The following is a 21,943-nucleotide window of genomic DNA, read 5'->3' as shown; positions in this document are numbered from 1 at the left end:
TTGCGCTTAGTTGCGGCGGCGCGCCAGGCCCAGCGCCGCCAGGCCCAGGCCGAGCAGGGCCAGGCTGCCGGGCAGTGGCACCTGGCGCGTTGGCGCGTCGTTGACGTTGATTTCGGAAATGCCGACGCCTTGCGTGCCGCCATCCTGGTCGATATTGAAGACCACCGAGGTCACATTGCCCATGCCGGCCACGGCCAGCGTGCCGAGCCCGGACAGGACTTGCGTGGCGCCGTTGGAGCCGGTCAGCGTGAGCGAGCTGGCGCCGTCGCTGTAGCCGGCAATGTTCACGTTGAGCAGGCTGAAGCTGGCGCCGAAGAAGTCGAGCACCCAGCTCACATCATCGCCATTCGAAAAGCTGTTGTGGATGCCGATGTCGCCCAGGAAGCCGGGGTCGTAATGGTCGCCGGCGCGCACCATGCGCAGGCGGAAGCCGTCCTCGGTGTAGGTATCGAAGACCACCGAGCCGTTCAGGTTGGCATGCGTGCCGCTGGTCATGTCCAGCGTGACCGGGGCTGCTTGTGCTGCGGAGAAGCAAAGTGCAAGGGCTGCAAGGCAAGCGAGCTTCTTCATCGACCTTCCCCTTTCATCATAATAGTTCTGTTGGCAGTATTGCCGTCGCGACAAGATGCAAGTTTCATGCCCCGCGCCAACAAGTCACTGATTCGCAGGGTTATTTGGTTTCAGCCCGGGCAGCCATGTAAATTTTCCCGACAGGGCTGGGCCCGCATTGTCTGGCCTTGCGCATATCTTGCCGGCACGCCGGCAAGCGCACGGGGCGCGTGCTAGACTTTTCGGCGTGAAGCCTTCGACCGCACCCTCCGAGCAAGCCAAAGCACCACGCCAGCGCGCGGGAGCCGCCGCGCGCGCGGCGCTGGCGGCGCAGCCGGGCGACGCGATGTCGCATGCGGTATTCCGCACCATGTCCGGCACCGACGCCACGCTGGAGCGCTTCGCCTGGCTGGGCGACGGCCTGGCGGCGGCGGTCTGGCAGCGCAATACGCCGGAGGCGCTGACCGAGTACCGCCAGCCGGGCCATCACACCCTGTCCTGCTACCTGGGCGGCGGCTACAGCGTGGAGCGCGAGGGCTTGCCGGGGCAGTATGGCGCGCCCGAGCGCCTTTGCTCGCTGCCCGACTGGCATGAGTCGGAGTGGGTGGTGCGCGGCCAGCTGCGTATGCTGCATGTCTACTTCATGCCCGGGCATTTCACGCAGCGTGCGGTGGCGGAGCTGGACCGCGAGCCGCGCGAACTGACTTTGCAGGACCGCACCTACTTCGAGAACGAGCGCCTGGTGCGCCTGTGTGGCGCCTTGCTGGAGCAGCCGTGGCAGGATGCCGACCAGCTGCTGCGCGCCAACGAGATCACGCATGAAGCCTTGAGCGAGCTGCTGCGATCCCAGTCGGCCCTCAAGCCCGGCCAGCGCCTGCGCGGCGGCCTGGCGCCCCTGGTTAGGCGGCGCCTGCATGACTACATCGAAACCCACCTCGACCAGAACATCACACTGGGCATGCTGGCGCAGCTGGCCTGCATGTCGGAATTCCACCTGGCGCGCATGTTCCGCATCAGCTTTGGCATGCCGCCCTCGGCCTGGATCGCGGCACGCCGCATCGAACGCGCCCGCGGCCTGCTGCGCGCGGGAAGCCTGCCCTTGCAGCAGGTGGCGCAGGCCTGCGGCTATGCCGATGTAAGCCACTTCAGCCACCGCTTCAGTGCCGCGGTCGGCGCACCGCCGGGCCGCTACCGCCAGCTGCTGAGCGGCCTCAAGTCCTGATCCTATCGCGCCACCCCGCACGATAGCGGATGCTGCGCGCGTGCTTGCCGGGCTAAGTGCAGCATGGGCTTCCATGCCTACGCCGGGAGAATGCCATGCTCAAGTTCACCTCCATATTGCTAGCAGTGCTGCTATGGCCGGCGGGCGCCGTTGGCCAGGTAGCGCCCGCTTACCGTGCCACGCTGATTGCCGATTTCTGGGGCGATATGCACATCAACGATCAGGGTGTGATCGCGCTGACACGCTACGGCACGCCCTACACCTGGAGCCGCGGCACGGGCCTGACGCCCATCGCTACCGGTGCGGTCGATGTCCTGATACGCGGATTCAATAACGAGGGCACGGCGGTGGGCTCGGCCATGTGGCCGCCGCACAATGAGGAAATGACCTATTACCTGCCGGTGGCGTCGGTGCAGGGCGGGCCCTTTGAGCGCGTGAATGACTTTGGCCGCAGCGGCGGGGCGGCCGGCATCAACAACCACGGCACGATTGTCGGCGGTGTGCAAGGCGGCTTCGGGGACAGCTGGTACCGGCGCGGTTTCATGCAGCGCGACGGGCAGGATACACAGTTCGTCGACTTCATCCCGCAGGCGATCAACGATGCCGGCGCCATGGTGGGCGTGGGGCTGGAAAACGATGGCGCGACGATTGCCGGCATCAAGGTCTGGCGCGACGGCCAGCTGTCAACGCTGGAGGGCGTGCCGGGCGAGCGGCCCATGTTCATCAACCAGCGCGGGTGGATCGCCGGCACCACCGATGATTACCAGCCCTGGCTGTGGCGCGACGGCGCGCTGACGCAATTGTGGAACGGCACCATTACCGACATGAACGACGCTGGCGTGGTGATCGGCGAGTACTACATCGGCCGCACCGTGCTGTGGTTCGAAGACCAGGTCTACGAGATCGGCGAACGATGGCATGAAGCCGGCTGGGAGGGATGGGAGCTGGCGCACCTTGCCACCATCAATGAAAAAGGTGAGATCGGCGCCTTGCTGTGGGACGAGGGCTTTGGCCAGCGCATGGTCTTGCTGTCGCCGGTGCCGGAGCCGGGCCTCGCGCTGCAGCTGGCGGCCGGGCTGGCGCTGCTGGGCGCCATGCGCCTCAGGAAAGCTCGGCGATCAGCCTGACGATTTCGTCGCCGTAGGACACCAGCTTCTTCTCGCCCACGCCCGACACCACGCGCAGCTCGCCCAGCGAGGATGGGCGCACCTTGGCAATCTCGCGCAGGGTGGCGTCGTTGAAGATGACGTAGGCCGGCACATTGTGCTCGCGCGCCGCGCCCATGCGCCAGGAGCGCAGGCGGTCGAAGATGCGCTGCTCGTCGCCATCGAGGTCGGTCTCGGCATAGCCTTTCGGCGCCGCGCTGCGCTTTTGCTTGACCGGCTTCTGGTACTGGCGCAGCTGTACCTTCTGGCCGCCCTTCAGCACCGGGCGCGCGGCGTCGGTCAGCTTGAGGGAGCTGAATTGCTCATGGTCGACGGTGACCAGACCGAGCGCGATCACCTGGCGCAGGATGGCGCGCCATTCCTGCTCGCTGCGGTCGGCGCCGATGCCGTACACGGACAGCTTGTCGTGGTGCCAGGTCTGGATGCGTTCAGTCTCCACCCCGCGCAGCACCTCGATCACGTGGCCGGCGGCAAAGCGCTGGTCGCAGCGGTAGATGGCCGACAGCAGCTTCTGCACCGGTACCGTGCCGTCGAAGGAGACGGGCGGGATCAGGCAGGTGTCGCAGTTGCCGCATGGGGTGGCCGGTTCGCCGAAGTATTCCAGCAGGCGCATGCGGCGGCAGCTCAGCGTCTCGCACAGGCCCAGCATCGAATCGAGCTTGGCTGACAGCACGCGCTTGAAATTCTCGTCCGCTTCCGACTCGTCGATCATGCGCCGCTGCAGCACCACGTCCTGCAGGCCGTAGGACATCCAGGCACTGGCGGGCAGGCCGTCGCGGCCGGCGCGGCCGGTCTCCTGGTAGTAGCCTTCGATCGACTTGGGCAAATCGAGGTGGCAGACGAAGCGCACATCCGGCTTGTCGATGCCCATGCCGAAGGCGATGGTGGCCACCATCACAATATTGTCTTCGCGCAGGAAGCGCGCCTGGTTGTCGGCGCGTTTGGCGTGCTCCATGCCGGCGTGGTAGGCCAGGGCGCGCACGCCGTGCTCGTTCAGGAATTCCGCCGTCTCTTCCACCTTCTTGCGCGACAGGCAGTAGACGATGCCGGAGTCTCCCGCATGTTCGGAGGTGATGAAGTCCAGCAGCTGCTTGCGGCCGTTGGTCTTCTCCACGATCTGGTAGCGGATGTTGGGGCGGTCGAAGGAGGAGACGAACTGCGCGGCGTCGTTCAGCGCCAGGCGGTGGATGATTTCGTCGCGCGTCTGCTGGTCGGCGGTCGCGGTCAGCGCGATGCGCGGCACGTTCGGGAAGTGCTCGTGCAGCACCGACAGCTTGATGTATTCGGGGCGGAAGTCATGGCCCCATTGCGACACGCAGTGCGCCTCGTCGATGGCGAACAGGGCGATCTGCGAGTCCTGCAGCAGGTCGAAGCAGCGCTGCGTCAGCAGGCGCTCGGGCGCCACGTACAGCAGGTCGATCTGGTTGGTGCGCACCAGGCGTTCGATGCGCGCCGCTTCCTCATAGGTCTGGGTCGAGTTGAGGAAGGCCGCGCGCACGCCCACTTCGGCCAGGGCGTCGACCTGGTCCTGCATCAGCGCGATCAGCGGCGAGACCACCACGCCCACCCCGTCGCGCAGCATGGCCGGGATCTGGTAGCACAGCGATTTGCCGCCGCCGGTCGGCATCAGCACCAGGGCGTCGCCGCCGTTGCCGACATGCTCGACGATCTGCCCCTGCTGGCCGCGGAAGGCTGGGTAGCCGAAGACGGTCTGCAGCAGGTGCAGGGCGCGCTGGCTGGTGTCTTGCTGTTCCATTGTTTATACGTGCCAGGTAACGATGCCGGTGTAGGCGGTGAGCAGCACCACCAGGCCGAACACGATGCGGTACCAGGCGAAGAAGGTGAAGCCGTGGGTGCTGACGTAGCGCAGCAGCCAGCGCACGCACAGGAAGGCGGAAATGAAGGCCGATACGGTACCGACGGTGAACATCGGCAGGTCGGCGAGCGACAGCAGCGCGCGCTCCTTCCACAGCGAATAGAAGGTGGCCGACAGCAGGGTCGGGATGGCCAGGAAGAAGGAGAACTCGGTGGCCGCCTTGCGCGACAGGCCGGCCAGCAGGCCGCCGATGATGGTGGCGCCGGAGCGGCTGGTGCCGGGGATCAATGCGAAGGCCTGGGCGCAGCCCACTTTCAGCGCGTCGCCGATGCTCATGTCGTCCACCGACTGCACGCGCACGGTGACCGGGTTGATGCGCGCGCGGCGCTCCACCCACAGGATGATGAAGCCGCCGATGATGAAAGCCAGCGCCACCGGCACCGGGTGGAACAGCAGGGCGGTGATGCTCTTGTTGAACAGCAGGGCCAGCACGCCGGCCGGCACGAAGCCGACCAGGATGTTGAGCGCGAAACGCTGCGCCTTGGGGTCATGCGTGATGCCGGCCAGTACCTCGCCGATCTTGCGGCGGTATTCCCAGATCACGGCCAGCATGGCGCCGCCCTGGATCACGATTTCAAACACTTTCACCTTGGCCCCCGTGAAGTCGAGCAGGCTGCCGGCCAGGATCAGGTGGCCGGTGGACGAAATTGGCAGGAATTCGGTAAACCCTTCGACCAGACCCATGATCAGAGCCTTCAGTGCGAGAACGATATCCATTGTGAATTTGTTAAGTGTGTCGGTGGCGGGATACTACGCGGGCACGAAGCTTACCATGAGCGCCGGGGCCGAACGACTTAATCCAAGATTAACGTTGCCGGCCCGGGCGCGATTTGCGCTGGATCAGGAATGCACGCGTACCAGGCGCGCGCTGGCGGCCACCAGCAACAGGGCGCCGCCCAGGGCGGCAAAGGCCAGGGTCAGGCTGGAGAGGTGGGCCACGAAGCCGATCAGGGCCGGTCCGGCCAGGATGCCGGCGTAGCCGATGGTGGTGATGGCGGCAATCGCCAGGCTGGCCGGCATGGCCTTCTGGTTGCCGGCGGCCGTAAACAGGATGGGCACGATATTCGAGGCGCCCAGGCCGACCAGCACAAAGCCCACCAGCGCCAGGGCCGCGCCGGGCGCCGCCACCGCGGTGAAGAAGCCCGCGGCGGCGCATAGGCCGCCCGCCAGCAGCACCGGACGCGCGCCAAAGCGGCCCACCACGCGGTCGCCGGTCAGGCGGCCGACGGTCATGGCCACGGCAAAGGCGGCGTAACCGAGGCCCGCACGGCCTTCCTCCAGGCCGCGTTCGGCGGTCAGGAAGACGGCGCTCCAGTCCAGCATGGCGCCTTCGGCCAGGAAGACGATGAAGCACAGGGCGCCGATAAAGATCACCGCGCCGTGCGGCATGACGAAGGCCGGGGTTCCGCCTTCGCGCGCCTCCGGCTCGTGCAGCAGGTCGGGGCTGGCGCGCCACAGCAGCAGTGCCACCAGGGCGACGATGGCCAGGCAGGCGCCGAGCGGACCGCTGCCCAGCCACAGCAGCAGGGCCATGCTGCCGGCGCCGGCAAAGCCGCCCAGGCTGAACATGCCGTGGAAGCCGGACATCAGGGCGCCGCCGCTGGCCTTTTCCACCATCACCGCCTGTACGTTCATGGCCACGTCCATGGTGCCGAGCGCGGCGCCGAAGACGAACAGCACCAGGCCCAGCAGCAAAGGCGTCGGCGCCAGCGCCAGGCCGGGCAGGGCCAGGCACACCAGCAGCGACGACCACAGCACCACCGCGCGGCAGCCAAAGCGCGCCGCCAGCGCGCCGGTCAGCGGCATGGCCAGCAGCGAACCGGCGCCCAGGCACAGCAGGAGCAGGCCGAGCGGCCCCTCGGCCAGGCCCAGGCGCTCCTTGGCATACGGCACCAGCGGCGCCCAGGCCGACATGGCCAGGCCGGCGGTCAGGAAGGCAAGGCGGGTGGAGAGGCGGTGGCGGTGGTCGATAACTTGGTTCATAGCTGAACATTTTAGCCTGAACCGCGCGCCCGGTGCGGCACGCCTGCCGGCGTCAGGCCGGCGCCGTCGCGCGTTCCAGCGCGGTCAGCCAGTGCATGGCCTGCTCGCGCGTCGCGCCGCACATCTCCGCCGAGGGCTGCAGGCCGGCGCAGAAGGCGGGCCGCTCGGGGCGGCCAAAGATCAGGCAGCGGTTATCCTCGCCCAGCTGCACGCAGCGCACACCGGCCGGCTTGCCGTTCGGCATACCGGGAATCGGGGACGTGATGGAGGGCGCCGTGCAGCAGGCGCCGCAGGCGGGGCGGCATTGGAAACTCATGATGGGGCGATATTCTACCTGTTCACGCCTCGGCCCAGCCCAGCCAGCGCATGGCCTGCTCGCGCGTTTCGCCGCAGATCATTTCATCGGCAATGAAGTCGAGGCAGACCTGGGGCCGTTCGGGCAAGCCGTACAGCTTGCAGCGCCGCTGCGCGTCCAGGTGGAGGCAAGGCACACCCGCCGGTTTCCCTTGCGGCATGCCGGGGATGGGGCTGTCGATGGCGGGCGCTGTGCAGCAGGCGCCGCACTGCGGGCGGCACGGGATCGGGTTGCGGTTCATGGCGCACCCACTCCTGCGCGTTGCGCAGTACTGCCTGCGTCAATGCATGACGTGTTGCGCGCGACTGCCAAAGGCTTTCAGTGCATCGGACAGGGAGACTTCGATCTGGCCGAGGTGGGCGTCGGCCATGACCCAGGGCGCCTGTTCGCGCGCGGGCTGGCGCTTGGCCACCTCGCGTTCGACCATGGCTGCCATGCGTTCATGCAGCACTTGCTGGTAGCGGGGCGAATCGGGGTTGCCGGCCTGCGCACGGGCATACATGTCTGCGCCTTCCCACAGTTCCTGTATGCGCTCGTCCCCAAGTCCCGAGGCGGCGGCCAGGACTTGCAAAGTTGTCTTGTTATGCATTTTTCTCTCCCAGACGCGTTCGTAGACGCGCATTTACCAGTAAATACCTTTTCTCTTTGATTTACCAATAATTCTGTAGAATTACATCCTTATAACAACAGTTGTTGTATGCCTAGCTATATTTCAGCGCCACCGGCAGCCCCTGCCTATTACCCCCATATCGATGGATTGCGCGCCCTGGCGGTAGTGGCCGTGGTAGTGTTCCACACCTTTCCGCAGGCACTCCCCGGCGGCTTTGCCGGCGTCGACATCTTCTTCGTCATTTCCGGTTACCTGATCACGGGCATTTTGTTGCGGGCGCTCGATGCCGGTAGCTTTAGTCTTGCCAGCTTCTATGCGCGCCGCGTGCGCCGTATCTTCCCCGCCCTGCTGGTGGTAATGGCCGCCACGCTGGTGCTGGGCTGGCTGCTCATGTTGCCGGAAGAGCTGTCCCAGCTTGGCCGCCACGCGGCGGGGGGCGCCGGCTTCGTGGCCAATTTTCTGTTTTGGCATGAATCCGGCTATTTCGACAATAGTGCGGAAACCAAGCCTTTCCTGCACTTGTGGTCGCTTGGCGTGGAGGAGCAGTTCTATATCGCCTGGCCCTTGCTGCTGTGCTTGCTCTCTCGCTGGCGCCGCGCTTTTGTCCCGGTCACACTGCTCCTGGCACTGGCGTCCTTCGGCTACAGCGTGTACGCGGCGCTCCATGCGCCGGATGCCGCGTTCTACTCGCCAGCGTCACGTTTCTGGGAACTGGCCGTGGGTGGCCTGCTCGCCTGGTGGCATACCTACCACCCGCCGCGTACCACGCCGGCCCCGGTGTGGACACTGGCTGCTGCCATTGCGATTGCGTCGGCTTTCCGGCTAATCGATAAGACCAGTTTATTCCCCGGCTACTGGGCCTTGTTGCCGGTGGCGGGTACCACTGTCCTGCTGGCGGCCGGTCCGGCGGCGACCTTGAATGCATCCCTGTTCCGCCTGGCGCCGGTCACCTGGCTGGGACGTATCAGTTATCCCCTGTATCTATGGCATTGGCCGCTGCTGTCCTTTGCCCATATCCTGCAAGGGGGAAATGTGGCCGAAGCGGTACTGTGGTCGGCATTGGCGCTCAGCGTGCTGTTGGCATGGCTGACCTGCGTTGTCGTGGAAGGACGGCTGCGTTTTGCGATGCAGGGCAAACCGGCGTTGCCGGTGGCGTTGGCGGCGCTGCTGTGCGCACTCGGCGGCTTCGGCTTCCAGCTGTACCGCATGGACGGCGTGCCGCAGCGTGAGTTGCTTAGCCTGAGCCGGTACTTGCCCATGGCCGCCACAGCACCCAGCGTAGCCGCAACGGCGCCGGCCCCGGTCGCCGCCGTGTTGCCGGCCGCCGTGCCGGTGGCGCTCACCCAGGCCGCTATCTTGCCCGACACGCCGGCCACCGCACTGGCCTTGCAGCGCCTGCGCGCCATGCGCGCGGCTGACTACCACTATGTGGGCCGCCTGCAACTGGAGCGCAACCGCATTGAGCGCTACCACAGCTGCCATTTGATGGATATCGAAAGCGCGCCATCCTCCTTCGCAGACTATTACGCGGGGCATGCCGATTGCATCACGCTGGCGCCGCAGCGCCGCAATGTGCTGGTGTATGGCGACAGTGCTGCCGCGGAACTGCACGCGGCGCTGGTGCGCGCCTATCCCGATGTGAACTTCCTGCAGATTACGGGGTCGGCCTGCAAGCCTTTCCAGGCCGCGTACCGCAACAAGGAGCACTATTGCGTGCGTCAGTTGGCGTATGCGCAGCAGTTCGCCGCCAGCCATAAGCTCGATGGTGTGGTGGTGGCATCGGCCTGGCAGGATGATTTCCGCGTTGCGCGCGAGGACCTGCAGCGTTTTCGCGCGGCAGGTCATCCCGTGCTGTTGGCGGGGCCGCCATTGACCTTCAGCGACAACCTGGCCATGGCCATGCTGCGCCTGGACCGCAAACAATCGCTGGCGGCCATTGCCCAAAATATGCTGGAACCGTCGGCGCTGAAGCATGCAGACGCGATGCATGCCTTTGCGCTGGAAAACCGCTTTGGTTACCTGAACCGCCTGCAGTTGTATTGCGAGGGCGGTTGCCCGCTGATATCGCCCAAAGGGGTACCGCTGATCCTCGATCACTTCCACCTGAGTCCACAAGGCGTCGAGTTGCTGGCTGACCGGATCCGCAGCAGCCAGGTGCTCGAACACCAGCTTTGGCTTGGCCAGGGTGGATAGAACGCTGCGCATTCTCTGCTAGAATGGCGCCCGTTACTTGATTGGTTCCGCCTTGCAAGCCTGTAAGGTGGTGAAACGGGAAGCCGGTGACGCGCGGGATAACCATCCCCCGCCAGTCCGGCGCAGCCCCCGCTGCTGTAAGCCAGACGAAGCTGACCAACGCCACTGTGCACATGCACGGGAAGGCCGGGCCAGGGGAGGATGAAGGCAAGCCAGAAGACCGGCCAGTCTTGTTTGATTGTGCAAAACCCGGGGTGTGGTTTTGCGTGCTCGGATTTCCTGTGCCTACCTCTACCTTTGCCCGGATCATTGTGGTCCTGCTATGTGCGTTCGCCTGTGCGCGTCTTAACGCTGCCACGCTGTTCGCCATCGTGACCGAACGTGCCGCACCGGCGGCCATCGAAGCGGCCCACCGCCACCTGGCCGCCTATCCCAGGGACCGCATCATCCTGCGCACGCCGGCGCAGTGGATGGCGGCCGACGACAGGCAGGCCGCGCAATGGCTGGCGCAGGCCGACAGCATCCTTGCGGTTTCGCTGTTCGGCGATCCGGCGCGGCGCCTGAAGGATGCCTTGCCGCGCCACGCGCGCGCCTCGGCAACGGTGCTGGCTTTTAACGGCGAAGCGTCATTGAGCCTGCTCTCGCGCGGGCGCCAGGGCAGCCTGCAGGGCTTTTCACCGGAGACCTTGCGCCAGCTGTCGAGCGAACAGCCGCCGGCGGCGGCCTTGCAGGCGGCGCGCGCGTTGCCGGCGGCCGCCCAGTGGCTGGCGGCACGCCAGGTGTGGCAGGCCGGTGGCCGCGACAACACGGCGGCGCTGTTCGCCCACCTGCTTGACCCGGCGCGCGCGCTGGCCGCGCCGCAGCCGGAACCGACGCTGCGCCTGCGTATGGGCGAGCGCGAGCTGCATGATGCGTCGGCCTGGGGCCGCGCGGCGCAGCTGGGCGTGCAGGCGCGTCCGACGGTGGTGGTGCTGGACCTGTCGAATATGGACGGCATGGTGCCGGCCGCCCTGTGCCGCCAGGTGGAGCGCACCGGCCAGCAATGCGTGCAGGTGCTGCCGCGCTGGGGCGGCGCTTCGCGCGAGGCGCTGGAGCGCTTGCCGGAGCTGATTGCGCCGGCCGTGCCGGCGGCGCTGGTGGTGCTGCAGGACTTCGTGGTGGGTGCGGCCGAAAACCGCGAGGCCGTTAGCGAGGCGTTCAAGCGCCTCGATATCCCCCTGTTCAAGGCGATCCGCCTGTCCGACCGCACCGCCATGCAGTGGCGCCTGTCGCCGGACGGCCTGCCGCCCGATTCGGTGCAGTACCGCGTGGCGCTGCCGGAACTTCAGGGCATCGGCCAGCCGATCGTGGTGGCGGCCCTTGGCGAGGCCCAGCGCGACAAGCTGACCGGCATCGAGAACCGTCCGCCGGTGGTGCTGGGGGCGGAGGCGGAGCGCCTGGCGCTGCGCGTGGAGCGCTGGCTGGCGCTGCGCGCCAAGTCCAACAAGAACAAGCGCGTGGCGCTGGTCTACTACAACCACCCGCCGGGCCGCCAGAACATCGGCGCCGACAACCTGGACGTGCCGGCTTCGCTGTTCGACATGCTGCATGCGCTGAAGGGCGCCGGCTATACGGTGGGCGAACTGCCGGCCACGCCGGAGGCGCTGCTGGACCGCATCATGGCGCACGGCGTCAACCTGCCGGAAGACCGCGCCGGATTGCGCGAGCTGGCGGCGTCTGTGAACAGCGTCAGCGCTGCCGATTACGCGCAGTGGTTCGGCACGTTGTCGCCGCGCGTGCAGGGCGAGATGACCAGCGGTCTGCTGGGCCGCCTGCACGCCGACGTGCTGCAGGCGGAAGCCGCGCGCGAGTGGGCACTGGGCCGCAAGCAGGCGGAAGTCGTGATCAAGGAACTGCAGCACCTGGTGGAGGGCGCCGACCATCCGCAGCGCGAGGCCGCCATGCGCGACCTGCAGGCGCTGGCCGACGGCTACGCCAAATGCCTGCAGGAGCGGGCGCCGCGCCGCTGTGCCGCGCTGGCGCCGCTGCAGCGCCGCCTGGCCACTTACCGCATCGAGGGCATGAAAGGCTGGGGCCCGGCGCCGGGAAAGATCATGGTGGACAGCGGCAAGCTGCTGGTGCCTGGCATCGTGTTCGGCAATGTGTTCATCGGCCCGCAGCCGCCGCGCGGCTGGGAGGTGGACGAGGAGCTGCTGCACGCCAATACCAGCGTGCCGCCGCCGCACCAGTACCTGGCCTTCTACCATTGGCTGCGCGACCGTTTCAAGGCGGACGCGCTGGTGCACGTGGGACGCCATTCGACCTATGAGTTCTTGCCCGGCAAGGCGGTCGGCCTGGCGGCGGACGATTTTTCCAGCCTGATCGCGGGCGACCTGCCGGGTGTCTATCCCTACATCGTGGACGGCGTGGGCGAGGGCACGCAAGCCAAGCGGCGCGGCCTGGCGGTGATGGTGGACCATCTGACGCCGCCGCTGGCGTCGACCCCGCTGTACGACGAGCTGCTGTCGCTGCGCCAGATCGTGGAGAGCTACGAGGCGGCCAGTTCGGAGTCGCTGAAGGCCAAGGCGGCGCAGCTGATGCGCGAGCGCGTGGTGGCATTGAACCTGAAGGCCGAGCTGGAGGCTTCGATGGCGGACGTGCTGGCGGTGCGCGGCATCGGTTTCGATGCGGCGGACGACGATCTGCTGGCGCACGAGGTGGGGCATTACCTGACCAAGCTGCAGGAAAAGTTCATGCCGCACGGCCTGCATATCTTCGGCCGCCAGTGGAAGCAGGAGTCGGTCGACCTGATGCTGGAGTCCATGAAGAAGGGCGGCATCGACGATCCGGAAGTGGCGCGCAAGCTGGCGCAATCGCCGGCCAATGAAATGCGTGCGTTGCTGGCGGGGCTGGATGGCCGCTTCATCGAGCCGGGCAAGGGCAACGATCCGCTGCGCTCGCCGGAGGCGCTGCCGACCGGGCGCAATTTCCATGCTGTCGATGGCGATATCCTGCCGACCAGGATCGGCTACCAGATGGGCGCCGGGCTGGCGGCCAAGGCTGCGGCGCGCGAGCGCTCGTCGGCCGGCAGCGAGGGCATTTTGCTGTGGGCCTCCGACGCGGTGCGCGACGAGGGCGTGATGGTGGCCTTCGCGCTGGCGATGATGGGCGCGGAGCCGGTATGGAATGCGCGCGGCATCGTGAACGACGTGCGCCTGCTGCCGGGGGCGGTGCGGCGCGATGCGCTGGTGACCACCTCCGGCCTGTTCCGCGACCTGTATCCCAACCTGATCCGCCTGATCGACCGCGCCGGCCGCATGGCGCTGGCCGCCTCCGCCGCCGGGGTGGCCGAGCAGGAGCCGGCCATGCGCGAAGCGCTGGAAGCCGCCCTGGCGCCGCTTGGCAGCGTCAGCGCCACCGGCGTCGGCGGCAACGCCGCGTGGGGCCGCGAGCCGGTTGCCGACAACCGCGTGGCGCGCGAATGGCTGGTACGCGTGCGCGCGCTGCAGGCTGGCGGCATGCCGCCGGCGGAGGCCGGACGGGCGGCGGCGCAACGCATCTTCGGCGATGCGCCCGGCGCCTATGGCGCGGGCGTCAACCGCCTGACCGAACGCTCCGGCGCCTGGCGCGAGCGCGATGAAATCGGCAAGGCCTACCGCCTGCGCATGGGCCATGCCTACGGCCTGGATGCGAGCGGCGAATCGAACCATGCCGCCTTCGACGCGGCGCTGGACGGCATCACCCGCACTTACCACGGCCGCGCCAGCAACCTGTACGGCCTGCTGGACAACAACGACGCCTTCGACTACCTGGGCGGCCTGTCGCTGGCGGTGGAAAGCCGCACCGGGCGCGTGCCCGACGCGCTGATCCTGCAGCATGCGCAGCCGGGCCGCGCCGACGTCGAACCGCTGGCGTCGGCCCTGCTGGGCGAGTTGCGCGGCCGCTTCCTGAACCCGGCCTGGCTCAAGCCCTTGATGGGGCACGGCTACGCCGGCGCCCGCACCATGGGCCAGGAATTCCTGGAGAACCTGTGGGGCTGGCAGGTGACCCGACCCGACCTGGTGAAGAACTGGGCCTGGGATGAGGTGAAGTCGGTTTACTTCGACGATGCCCACAAGATCGGCCTGCCGCAATTCCTCGGCCAGCGCCACAACGCGCATGCCAAGGCGCATATGCTGGCCATTTTCATGGTGGCGGCGGAGAAGGGCTACTGGAAGACGGATGACGCCACCATCAAGCAGATGGGCGGCGAACTGGCGCGCCTGGTTGCCAGCAACGGCCTGCCCGGCAGCGGCCACACCGCCCCCGATCATCCAATGTGGCAATGGCTGTCCCCGCAGCTGGAGGCGGCCGACGCGCAGGCCCTCAGCGCGACGCTGGCCAAGGCCCGTGGCGACATGCTGCCGGCCGATGCGGCACGCGGCACAAGCGCTGCGCAAGCCAGCCGCCCAGCGCAAGCCGCCGATGCCGCCCGCGCCGCCGCTGCCGCCGCTGCAGCCGCCGACGCGGCCCCCGCTGCCTGGCGCGCCGACGACGCTGCGCGCCGCGAGCCAAGCCGCAGGAGCACCGACCAGCCAACCGAAGTTGGCAGCGTAGCGCAAGCCGATGCCGCTGCGGAGCCGGCGCGCGCCTACGAGCTGCGCGACCTGGCCGAACCAACCGTATCCCCCGCCGAGCGCGCCATGAAGCTGCTCGCGATCCTGGCCGCCTGCCTGGCGATGTTCGCCCTGGGCCTGCTGCGCGGCACCCGAACAACCATTGCCCAAGGAGCATACAAATGATCGAAAACATCTCTTACGCCTGGCTGCACGACGGCGTCAGCCTGCTGCTGGCACCGGCCCTGCTGGCGCTGCTGGCTGCCTGCGCCATCGCCGCGCTGGAAGCGGGCATCGCCGTCGGCGAACGCTTCAGCGGCCTGGCCAAGCTGCGCGCCGCCGGCAACGCGGCCCGCGTACAGGCCCTGGCGCGCCACCGCCTGGAGCGCGCCGACCTGCTGGCACGCATTCCCCCGATGCTGGGCCTGATGGCCACCATCATCCCCCTTGGCCCCGGCCTGGCCGCGCTCGGCCAAGGCAATCCCGCGCAACTGGCCAGCGCCGTCACGGTAGCCTTCGACGCCACCGTGCTGGGCCTGGTCGCCGGCATCGCCGGCCTGGTGATCGGCAAGCTGCGCCGCCGCTGGTACGAAGAAACGCTGGACGCCATGGAGCAGGCAGCATGAGGGACCAGCCAGAAGCCCAAGCCCAGGCCGGTGCCGGGGCCTTAGGCGGCGCCGGCACCGGCCGCAAGCGCCTGCGCCTGTACCAGCACCTCGACTCGCGCTTCGACGACAGCGATGAAGACCCGCGTTCCAGCCTGGTCAACCTGGTGGACGTCATGCTGGTCTTCGCCTGCGGCCTGATCGCCGCCATCGCCGGCAGCCAGGGCGCGCTGGCCAAACACAAGCCGGTGGAGAAGGGCAAACAGATCGAGCGTCCCGCCGCCGGCATCAGCCAGGCCGGCAGCGGCTACGACCGCGTAGGCGAAGTATTCCGTGATCCAAAAACGGGCCAGCTGGTACTGGTCGAACCTGCAAAACCAGAAGCAAAGAAATGAAGACACACTTAAGCATCATCGCGGCCGCAGCCGCCGTCCTGTGCGCCGCAAGCGCAGCAGCCAGCGACGATATAGCCCTGCCGACCGTCACCGTCAACGGCAGCGCCGACAGCGGCCTGGGACTGGCGCGCCAGAACGCCACCGGCAGCCGCCTTGGCCTGAGCATCGAAGAAACGCCGGCCAGCGTGGAGGCACTGGACACCGACACCATCCGCGCGCGCGGCGACCTGCTGGTGAAAGAGGCCATTACCCGCACCACCGGCCTGACCGACAGCAGCTCGCCCGGCAACGGCATCAGCTATTCCGCGCGCGGCTTCAACGGCAACAGCTCGGTCGCCATGCTGGAGAACGGCCAGCGCCTGCTGGTCGGCTCCGGCACCGCCACCGGCCCTGCAGACCCCTGGGGTTACGACTACATTGAAGTGCTGCGCGGCCCCGGTTCCATCGTGTACGGCAGCGGCACCACCGGCGCCACCATCAATGCAGTGCGCAAGGCGCCGCAGCGCGCCAGCACCTTTGAAGCCCTGGCCGGCTTCGGCGGCGGCCGCGCCCTGCGCGGCGGCATCGGCGGCACCGGCGCGCTGGGCGGGAAGGGCGCTTTCCGCGTCGACGCCTACGCCGACCGCAGCGATGGTTTCATCGACCGTGGCGAAGCCCGTCGCGGCAAAGTGCTGACCAGCGCCGCCTTCGACCTGGCGCCCGGCCTCGACCTGGACCTGCAGCTGGACCACTCCGAGCAGAAGCCGCAACGCTACTTCGGTACGCCGCTGGTCAATGGGCGCATCGCCGGAGAGTTGCGCGGCCAGAACTACAACGTGGCCGACGCGCTGATCAAGTACGTCGACGACAAAGGCGTGGCGCGCCTGGCATGGCAGGCCACGCCTGCCCTCAGCATCAGCAACGAGCTGGCGTACATCAAGGCACGCCGCAATTGGCGCAACGTCGAGAGCTACGTCTACGACGCGCGCGCCAACATGGTTGAACGCAGCGACTACATCGCCATCCAGCACGACCAGGAGCACACCGGCAACCGCCTGGAAGCGCGCTGGAACGAAGGTGCGCACCGCGTGGTGGGCGGCTGGGAAATCGCCACCATCAACTTCACCCATACCAACAATTCGCCATACGGCGGTTCGTCCACCGTGGCGCCGACCGGCTTCCAGCCGGGCGTGTTCGACAGCCCGGACCCGTTCCGCCCCAACTTCACCACCGATACGGTGAGCAATGCGCTGTATGTGGAAGATGCCTACGCGCTGAACGAGCAATGGCTGCTGCTGGCCGGCGCGCGGCACGACCGCTACCGCGTGGCGCGTACCAGCCTGCTGGGCTCCGCCGGTTTCACCTCCACCCTGAACTCCAATGCGCTGCGCCTTGGCGCAACCTGGAAGCTGGCGCCGGGCACCTCGCTGTACGGCCAGGCCAGCACCGGCAGCGACCCGGTCACCAGCCTGCTGTCGCTGAACCTGGCCAATAGCCGCTACAAGCTGACCCGCTCGCGCCAGCTGGAGGCCGGCGTCAAGCAATCGCTGGCGCAGGGCAAGGCGGAATGGACCGCCGCGCTGTACCGCATCACCAAGGACGACATCATCACCCGCGACCCGGCCAATCCGGCGCAATCGATCCAGGGCGGTTCGCAGACTTCGCAAGGCGCCGAGTTCACCGCCAGCGCGGCATTGGCCCCGGGCTGGCGCCTGGATGCCAACGCGGCCTACACCGATGCGTCCTTCGACCAGCTGGTCGAAAGCGGCAACGTCTCGCGCGCCGGCAAGCGTCCGGCGAACGTGCCGAAGGTATCGGCCAACGCCTGGCTGGGCTACCGCACCGAGGCCTGGCGCGCAGGCGCCGGCCTGCGCCATGTCGGCAAGCGTTACATCGACAACAGCAATGTGCAAGCGCTGCCGGCCTACACCACGTTCGATGCCGCGCTGGGCTGGAATGTGAACCGCCGCATGCAGGTGCAGCTCAACCTGCGCAACCTGGGCGACAAGTTGTACGCGCTGACTTCCTACGGCGACAGCCAGTACCTGCTGGGCGAGCGCCGCCACGCGGAGCTCACCGTGCAATGGCAGTATTAAAGCGTCAGCTGCACCTGTGGCACCGCAGGCTGGGCATCGTACTCGGCCTGCTGGTGCTGCTGTGGTTCGGCTCGGGCGTGGTGATGATGTACGTGCCGTATCCCGCGCTCAGCGAGGCGGAACGGCAAGCCTGGCTGGCTCCGCTCGATCCCTCCGCCGTGCAGGTCAGCGCACTGGCAGCCTGGCAGGCGACCGGTTCGCCCTGCCTGCCCACTGCGGTGCGCCTGAACACCGTGGCCGGCCGTCCGGCCTACCACTTCCAGCCTGAAGGCGGCAAAGCGCCGCAAGTGTCGGTCTGGGCCGATACCGGCGCTGCCTTGCAAGTCAGCGACGAGCTGGCGGCCGACAGCGCGAGCCGCCACGCCGCGGCGGCCGGCGTCGGGGCGGGCACGCCCGCAACGGCAGGCCTGGGCATCCAATCCATCGAACGCATTGACCTCGACCAGTGGACCTTCGGCCGCGTCTCCGCGCACCGTCCGCTGTACCGCGTCGCCTACGCGGACGATGCGGGCAGCGTCCTGTACGTCTCCGGCCGCACCGGCGAATTGGTACGCGACACGACCCGCAGCGAACGCGCGTGGAACTGGGCCGGATCGGTCATTCACTGGCTGTACTTCACGCCCTTGCGCGACAAGGCCGAACCGTGGCGGCAAGCCGTCATGTGGTCCTCCGCCATCACCTTCGTGCTGGCCCTGAGCGGCATGGTGCTCGGCATCCAGCGCCTGCGCCTGCGCCGGCGCTACAAGGGTGGCCGCCGCTCGCCCTACAAAGGCTGGCAGGCCTGGCACCACTGGCTGGGCCTGGGCGCCGGCATGCTCACGCTCACCTGGCTGTTCAGCGGCTGGCTTTCCGTCACGCCTTTCGGCTGGCTCGATTCGCCCGGCATTACAGCGCGCGACAGGCTCGCATTCGCAGGCGGAGCGCTGCAACGGGACGACCTGGCTTTGCCGGTGGCCGCCGCCCTGCAAGCCAGCCCCGGCGCGCGGGAAATCGAATGGCGCCGCGTCGCCGGCGCTACCTACTTCGCCACCCTCACAGGCACCGGCCGCAACTTGCTCGACGCGCGCAGCGGCACGCCCGCCGCGCTGGACGCCACGACCCTGCTGCCAGCCGTGCAAGCGATGCGCCCCGGCGTGCCCGTGCAATCGGCTGTGCTGCTCGCCAGCGAAGACAATTACTACTACAGCCACCACAACGAACGCAGCTTCCCTGTCCTGCGCGTGCGTTTCGACACGCCGGAAGGGACCACGTTTTACATCGATCCGCGCCGCGGCCAGTTGGCCGGCTATGTCGACGACAACCGGAAATGGAACCGCTGGCTCTTCAACGGCCTGCACCAGCTCGATTTCATCCGTCCCCGTCCGGCCTGGGACATCCTGGTGATTGCGCTCTGCCTGCTGGGCGCCATGCTGTCCGCCACCGGCATCTACCTCGGATGGCGGCGCATCATCCATTAGAATGGAAGGCGACCGCCCAAGGAGACCATATGAAGACAGCCGTGTTCAGCGCACGCCGCTACGACAAGCTGATGCTGGCGCAGGCAAACCAGGCCGCCGGCCATGAATTGCTCTTCTTCGAAGAGCGCCTGACGCAGGAAAGCGCCGTGCTGGCGCAAGGCTGCCCGGCAGTCTGCGTCTTCGTCAACGACACAGTGGACGCCGCCGTGCTGGACATCCTGGCAAAGCAGGGCACGCGCCTGGTCGCCACGCGCTCCACCGGCTACAACCAGATCGACCTGGCCGCCGCCGACAAGCACGGCATCGCCGTTGTGCGCGTCGCCGACTATTCGCCGCACTCGGTGGCCGAATTCGCCGTCGGCCTGCTGCTGGCCGTGAACCGCAAGATCGCCCGCGCCAGCGTACGCACGCGCGAAGGCAATTTCGAGCTGGACGGCCTGATGGGCTTCGACCTGCACGGCAAAACCGTCGGCATTATCGGCACCGGCAAGATCGGCACCATCTTCGCCCGCATCATGGCCGGCTTCGGCTGTACCCTGCTGGGCAACGACCAGCACCCCAGCGCCGCCTTCCAAGCGCTGGGCGGCCGCTACGTGCCCGTCGACCAGCTGCTGGCCGCCAGCGACGTGGTATCGCTCCATTGCCCGCTGACCAAAGCCACGCGCCACATCGTCAACGCCGCCACCCTGGCGCAGGCCAAGCGCGGCAGCATCCTGGTGAACACCAGCCGGGGCGGCCTGGTCGACACGGAAGCTGCCATCGCGGCCCTGAAAACCGGCCAGCTGGGCGGCCTCGCCATCGACGTCTACGAGCAGGAGGCCAGCCTGTTCTTCCAGGACCTGTCTTCCTCCATCATCTGCGACGACATCATCCAGCGCCTGGTGTCCTTCCCCAACGTGATCGTCACCGGCCACCAGGCCTTCTTCACCTCCGAAGCCATCGGCCAGATCATGCAGACCACCATCGCCAGCATCACTGCCTTCGAGCGCGGCCAGCCGCTGGCCAACCAGGTGTCGTCATGCCCGGCGCCTTGACGTCTGGAGGCGCCGGAACTACCATTAATGACTCATAAGTAAGTTACCTAAACGCAACTTTTATCATGCAAGCCCCGACTGATACCAAGCCCCGCTGGGAGCGGCGCAAGGACGCGCGCCCGCAGGAATTGCTGGCGGCCGCGCTGGAGCTGTTCGTCGATCGCGGATTTGCCGCCACGCGCCTGGAGGACGTGGCCCGTGCCGCCGGCGTCTCCAAAGGCACGCTCTACCTGTATTTCGAAAACAAGCAGGAACTGTTCAAAGCCGTGGTGCGCGAAACCATCGTGCAGACCATCGGCCAGGCCGAAAGCGACGCCGCTGCGGCCGAAGGCATGTCCAGCTGCGAACTGCTGCGCCAGATGCTGCGCCGCTGGTGGACCCAGGTCGGCGCCACCAAGGCCGCTGGCCTGACCAAGCTGATGATGGCCGAATCCGGCAATTTTCCGGAACTGGCCCAGTTTTATAACGAGGAAGTGATTGAGCGCGGCAGCGCCCTGCTGACGCGCATCCTGGAACGTGGCGTGGCGCGCGGCGAATTCCGCCCGGTGGACCCGGTCATGATGACCAACGTGCTGATCGCCCCGGTGCTGACCCTGATGATGTGGAAGCACAGCTTCTTCCCCTGCGAGACGCACGACACGATCGACGCCGACGCCTTCATGGACACCTTCCTCGGCCTGGTGCAGCAAGGCCTGGCCCCGCAAAAATGACCGCAGATTGCCGATTTTGGTCGTTCACCCCCCCAAATCTGCAGACTGTCGCAATTTCCCGCAATCCGTTGTCTTAATCGTTAATATGCCCACCTGACCAGACAAACGATAAAATGACGGATTATTTATCCCTCACCGAGTCAACAAGATGAATATCGAACAAGCCCGTTTCAACATGATCGAACAGCAAATCCGTCCTTGGGACGTGCTGGATACGGACATCCTCGATCTGTTGCTGGTCGTAAAACGCGAGAATTTCGTGCCAGAAGCCTACAAAAACCTGGCTTTTGTCGACACTTTCATCCCGCTGCCGGGTGGCGAGCAAATGCTGACCCCGAAGCTGGAAGCGCGCATCGTGCAGGATGCGCAGATCAAGAAACATGAAAACGTGCTGCTGGTGGGCGCGGGCACCGGCTACCTGGCCGCGCTGCTGGCCCACCGTGCACGCCACGTCACCGCCGTGGAAATCGCGCCTGAACTGAAGGCGCTGGCGGAAAAGAACCTGGCGGACAACGGCGTTGCCAACGTGACCGTGGAACTGGGCAACGGCGCCCAGGGCTGGTCCAACGGCGCACCGTTCGACGTGGTCGTGTTCTCCGGCTCGCTGCCGGTGCTGCCGGAAGCAGTGCTGCAGCAAGTGAAGGTGGGCGGCCGTATCGTGGCCATCATCGGCGAATCGCCGGTCATGTCCGCGCACCGCATCACCCGCACCGGCGACCACGGCTACGACACCGTCAAACTGTTTGAAACCGATGTCAAACCGCTGGACCTGGCGGTGAAACCGTCGTCGTTCACTTTCTAAGGGAACGACAATGCAGCACATTACCGCACCGGAACTGGCTGAATGGCTGAATGACGAAAGCCGCGCCAAGCCGTTCCTGCTGGACGTGCGCGAGAACTGGGAGTACGAGACCTGCCATATCGCAGGCTCGACCCTGATGCCGATGCAGACCATCCCGGCCCGCATCGACGATCTCGACGAGGATGCGCAGATCGTCTGCATCTGCCACCACGGGGCGCGCAGCCTCAACGTGGCAGCCTTCCTCGAGCATCACGGATTCAGCAAGGTAAGCAATCTGACAGGCGGGATTCACGCCTGGGCTGTGCAGGTAGACAGCGCCATGCCCAAGTACTAAGGC

19 protein-coding genes and 1 riboswitch are annotated in these 21,943 nt (G+C 67.0%); of the genes, 12 read left to right on the top strand and 7 right to left on the bottom strand.

The genetic code is table 11. The features are described from left to right. Nucleotides 1-6: 6 nt before the first annotated feature. Nucleotides 7-570, bottom strand: a complete 564-nt coding sequence (locus tag ACE3TQ_RS01465; RefSeq protein WP_374580134.1) for a PEP-CTERM sorting domain-containing protein — start codon at nucleotides 568-570, stop codon at nucleotides 7-9. A 226-nt stretch (nucleotides 571-796) separates the two neighbouring features. Between ACE3TQ_RS01465 and ACE3TQ_RS01460 the strand changes: the two genes are divergently transcribed. Then, on the top strand, nucleotides 797-1,771 hold the full coding sequence (locus ACE3TQ_RS01460) for a helix-turn-helix domain-containing protein (protein WP_374580133.1): 975 nt from the start codon (nucleotides 797-799) through the stop codon (nucleotides 1,769-1,771). A gap of 95 nt (nucleotides 1,772-1,866) precedes the next feature. Next, a complete protein-coding gene (locus ACE3TQ_RS01455; protein WP_374580132.1) occupies nucleotides 1,867-2,898 on the top strand; it encodes a hypothetical protein in 1,032 nt (343 codons plus the stop codon). Here the strand turns inward: ACE3TQ_RS01455 and recQ are convergent. The 6 genes from recQ to ACE3TQ_RS01425 form a co-directional block, all read right to left on the bottom strand. After that, on the bottom strand, nucleotides 2,873-4,693 hold the full coding sequence (gene recQ / locus ACE3TQ_RS01450; RefSeq protein ID WP_374580131.1) for a DNA helicase RecQ: 1,821 nt from the start codon (nucleotides 4,691-4,693) through the stop codon (nucleotides 2,873-2,875). The genes ACE3TQ_RS01455 and recQ overlap by 26 nt on opposite strands. A gap of 3 nt (nucleotides 4,694-4,696) precedes the next feature. Beyond that, nucleotides 4,697-5,530: an undecaprenyl-diphosphate phosphatase gene (locus ACE3TQ_RS01445; RefSeq protein ID WP_374580129.1), complete on the bottom strand. Its 834-nt coding sequence runs from the start codon at nucleotides 5,528-5,530 to the stop codon at nucleotides 4,697-4,699. Nucleotides 5,531-5,653: 123 nt separating this feature from the next. Beyond that, on the bottom strand, nucleotides 5,654-6,796 hold the full coding sequence (locus ACE3TQ_RS01440) for an MFS transporter (RefSeq protein ID WP_374580128.1): 1,143 nt from the start codon (nucleotides 6,794-6,796) through the stop codon (nucleotides 5,654-5,656). Nucleotides 6,797-6,848: 52 nt separating this feature from the next. After that, on the bottom strand, nucleotides 6,849-7,112 hold the full coding sequence (locus tag ACE3TQ_RS01435; protein WP_374580127.1) for a YkgJ family cysteine cluster protein: 264 nt from the start codon (nucleotides 7,110-7,112) through the stop codon (nucleotides 6,849-6,851). A 22-nt stretch (nucleotides 7,113-7,134) separates the two neighbouring features. Then, the gene (locus ACE3TQ_RS01430; protein ID WP_374580126.1) at nucleotides 7,135-7,392 is read right to left on the bottom strand and encodes a YkgJ family cysteine cluster protein; all 258 of its coding nucleotides are present in this window, start codon (nucleotides 7,390-7,392) and stop codon (nucleotides 7,135-7,137) included. A 39-nt stretch (nucleotides 7,393-7,431) separates the two neighbouring features. Beyond that, nucleotides 7,432-7,740, bottom strand: a complete 309-nt coding sequence (locus tag ACE3TQ_RS01425) for a hypothetical protein (RefSeq protein WP_374580125.1) — start codon at nucleotides 7,738-7,740, stop codon at nucleotides 7,432-7,434. Nucleotides 7,741-7,848: 108 nt separating this feature from the next. Between ACE3TQ_RS01425 and ACE3TQ_RS01420 the strand changes: the two genes are divergently transcribed. From ACE3TQ_RS01420 to ACE3TQ_RS01375, 10 genes are all read left to right on the top strand, one after another. Next, the gene (locus ACE3TQ_RS01420; RefSeq protein WP_374580124.1) at nucleotides 7,849-9,954 is read left to right on the top strand and encodes an acyltransferase family protein; all 2,106 of its coding nucleotides are present in this window, start codon (nucleotides 7,849-7,851) and stop codon (nucleotides 9,952-9,954) included. Between the two features lie 25 nt (nucleotides 9,955-9,979). After that, nucleotides 9,980-10,198: riboswitch (cobalamin riboswitch) on the top strand. A gap of 37 nt (nucleotides 10,199-10,235) precedes the next feature. Further along, nucleotides 10,236-14,714: a cobaltochelatase subunit CobN gene (locus ACE3TQ_RS01415; protein WP_374580123.1), complete on the top strand. Its 4,479-nt coding sequence runs from the start codon at nucleotides 10,236-10,238 to the stop codon at nucleotides 14,712-14,714. Continuing rightward, entirely contained in the window at nucleotides 14,711-15,154 is a 444-nt protein-coding gene (locus tag ACE3TQ_RS01410; RefSeq protein WP_374580122.1) for a MotA/TolQ/ExbB proton channel family protein, read from the top strand. The genes ACE3TQ_RS01415 and ACE3TQ_RS01410 overlap by 4 nt, the downstream gene beginning before the upstream one ends. Beyond that, the gene (locus ACE3TQ_RS01405; RefSeq protein ID WP_374580121.1) at nucleotides 15,151-15,528 is read left to right on the top strand and encodes a hypothetical protein; all 378 of its coding nucleotides are present in this window, start codon (nucleotides 15,151-15,153) and stop codon (nucleotides 15,526-15,528) included. The genes ACE3TQ_RS01410 and ACE3TQ_RS01405 overlap by 4 nt, the downstream gene beginning before the upstream one ends. Further along, nucleotides 15,525-17,603: a TonB-dependent receptor gene (locus tag ACE3TQ_RS01400; RefSeq protein ID WP_374580119.1), complete on the top strand. Its 2,079-nt coding sequence runs from the start codon at nucleotides 15,525-15,527 to the stop codon at nucleotides 17,601-17,603. The genes ACE3TQ_RS01405 and ACE3TQ_RS01400 overlap by 4 nt, the downstream gene beginning before the upstream one ends. Next, nucleotides 17,591-19,060 (top strand): PepSY domain-containing protein, encoded by a 1,470-nt coding sequence (locus ACE3TQ_RS01395; protein WP_374580118.1) that lies wholly within the window; start codon nucleotides 17,591-17,593, stop codon nucleotides 19,058-19,060. Before ACE3TQ_RS01400 ends, ACE3TQ_RS01395 begins: the two co-directional genes overlap by 13 nt. Before the next feature lie 29 nt (nucleotides 19,061-19,089). Further along, a complete protein-coding gene (locus ACE3TQ_RS01390) occupies nucleotides 19,090-20,094 on the top strand; it encodes a 2-hydroxyacid dehydrogenase (RefSeq protein ID WP_374580117.1) in 1,005 nt (334 codons plus the stop codon). 65 nt (nucleotides 20,095-20,159) lie between these two features. Beyond that, complete coding sequence (locus ACE3TQ_RS01385; RefSeq protein WP_374580116.1) at nucleotides 20,160-20,804, top strand: TetR/AcrR family transcriptional regulator; 645 nt, start codon at nucleotides 20,160-20,162, stop codon at nucleotides 20,802-20,804. Between the two features lie 148 nt (nucleotides 20,805-20,952). Next, a complete protein-coding gene (locus ACE3TQ_RS01380) occupies nucleotides 20,953-21,606 on the top strand; it encodes a protein-L-isoaspartate O-methyltransferase (RefSeq protein WP_374580115.1) in 654 nt (217 codons plus the stop codon). A gap of 10 nt (nucleotides 21,607-21,616) precedes the next feature. Next, entirely contained in the window at nucleotides 21,617-21,940 is a 324-nt protein-coding gene (locus tag ACE3TQ_RS01375; RefSeq protein ID WP_374580114.1) for a rhodanese-like domain-containing protein, read from the top strand. The last annotated feature ends 3 nt before the right edge of the window (nucleotides 21,941-21,943 follow it).

It is taken from the genome of Pseudoduganella sp. (genome assembly GCF_041914865.1).
Taxonomy (GTDB): Bacteria; Pseudomonadota; Gammaproteobacteria; order Burkholderiales; family Burkholderiaceae_D; genus Rugamonas.
The sequence above is the reverse complement of the archived record's forward strand: the minus strand, read 5'-3'. Positions and strand labels throughout refer to the sequence as shown.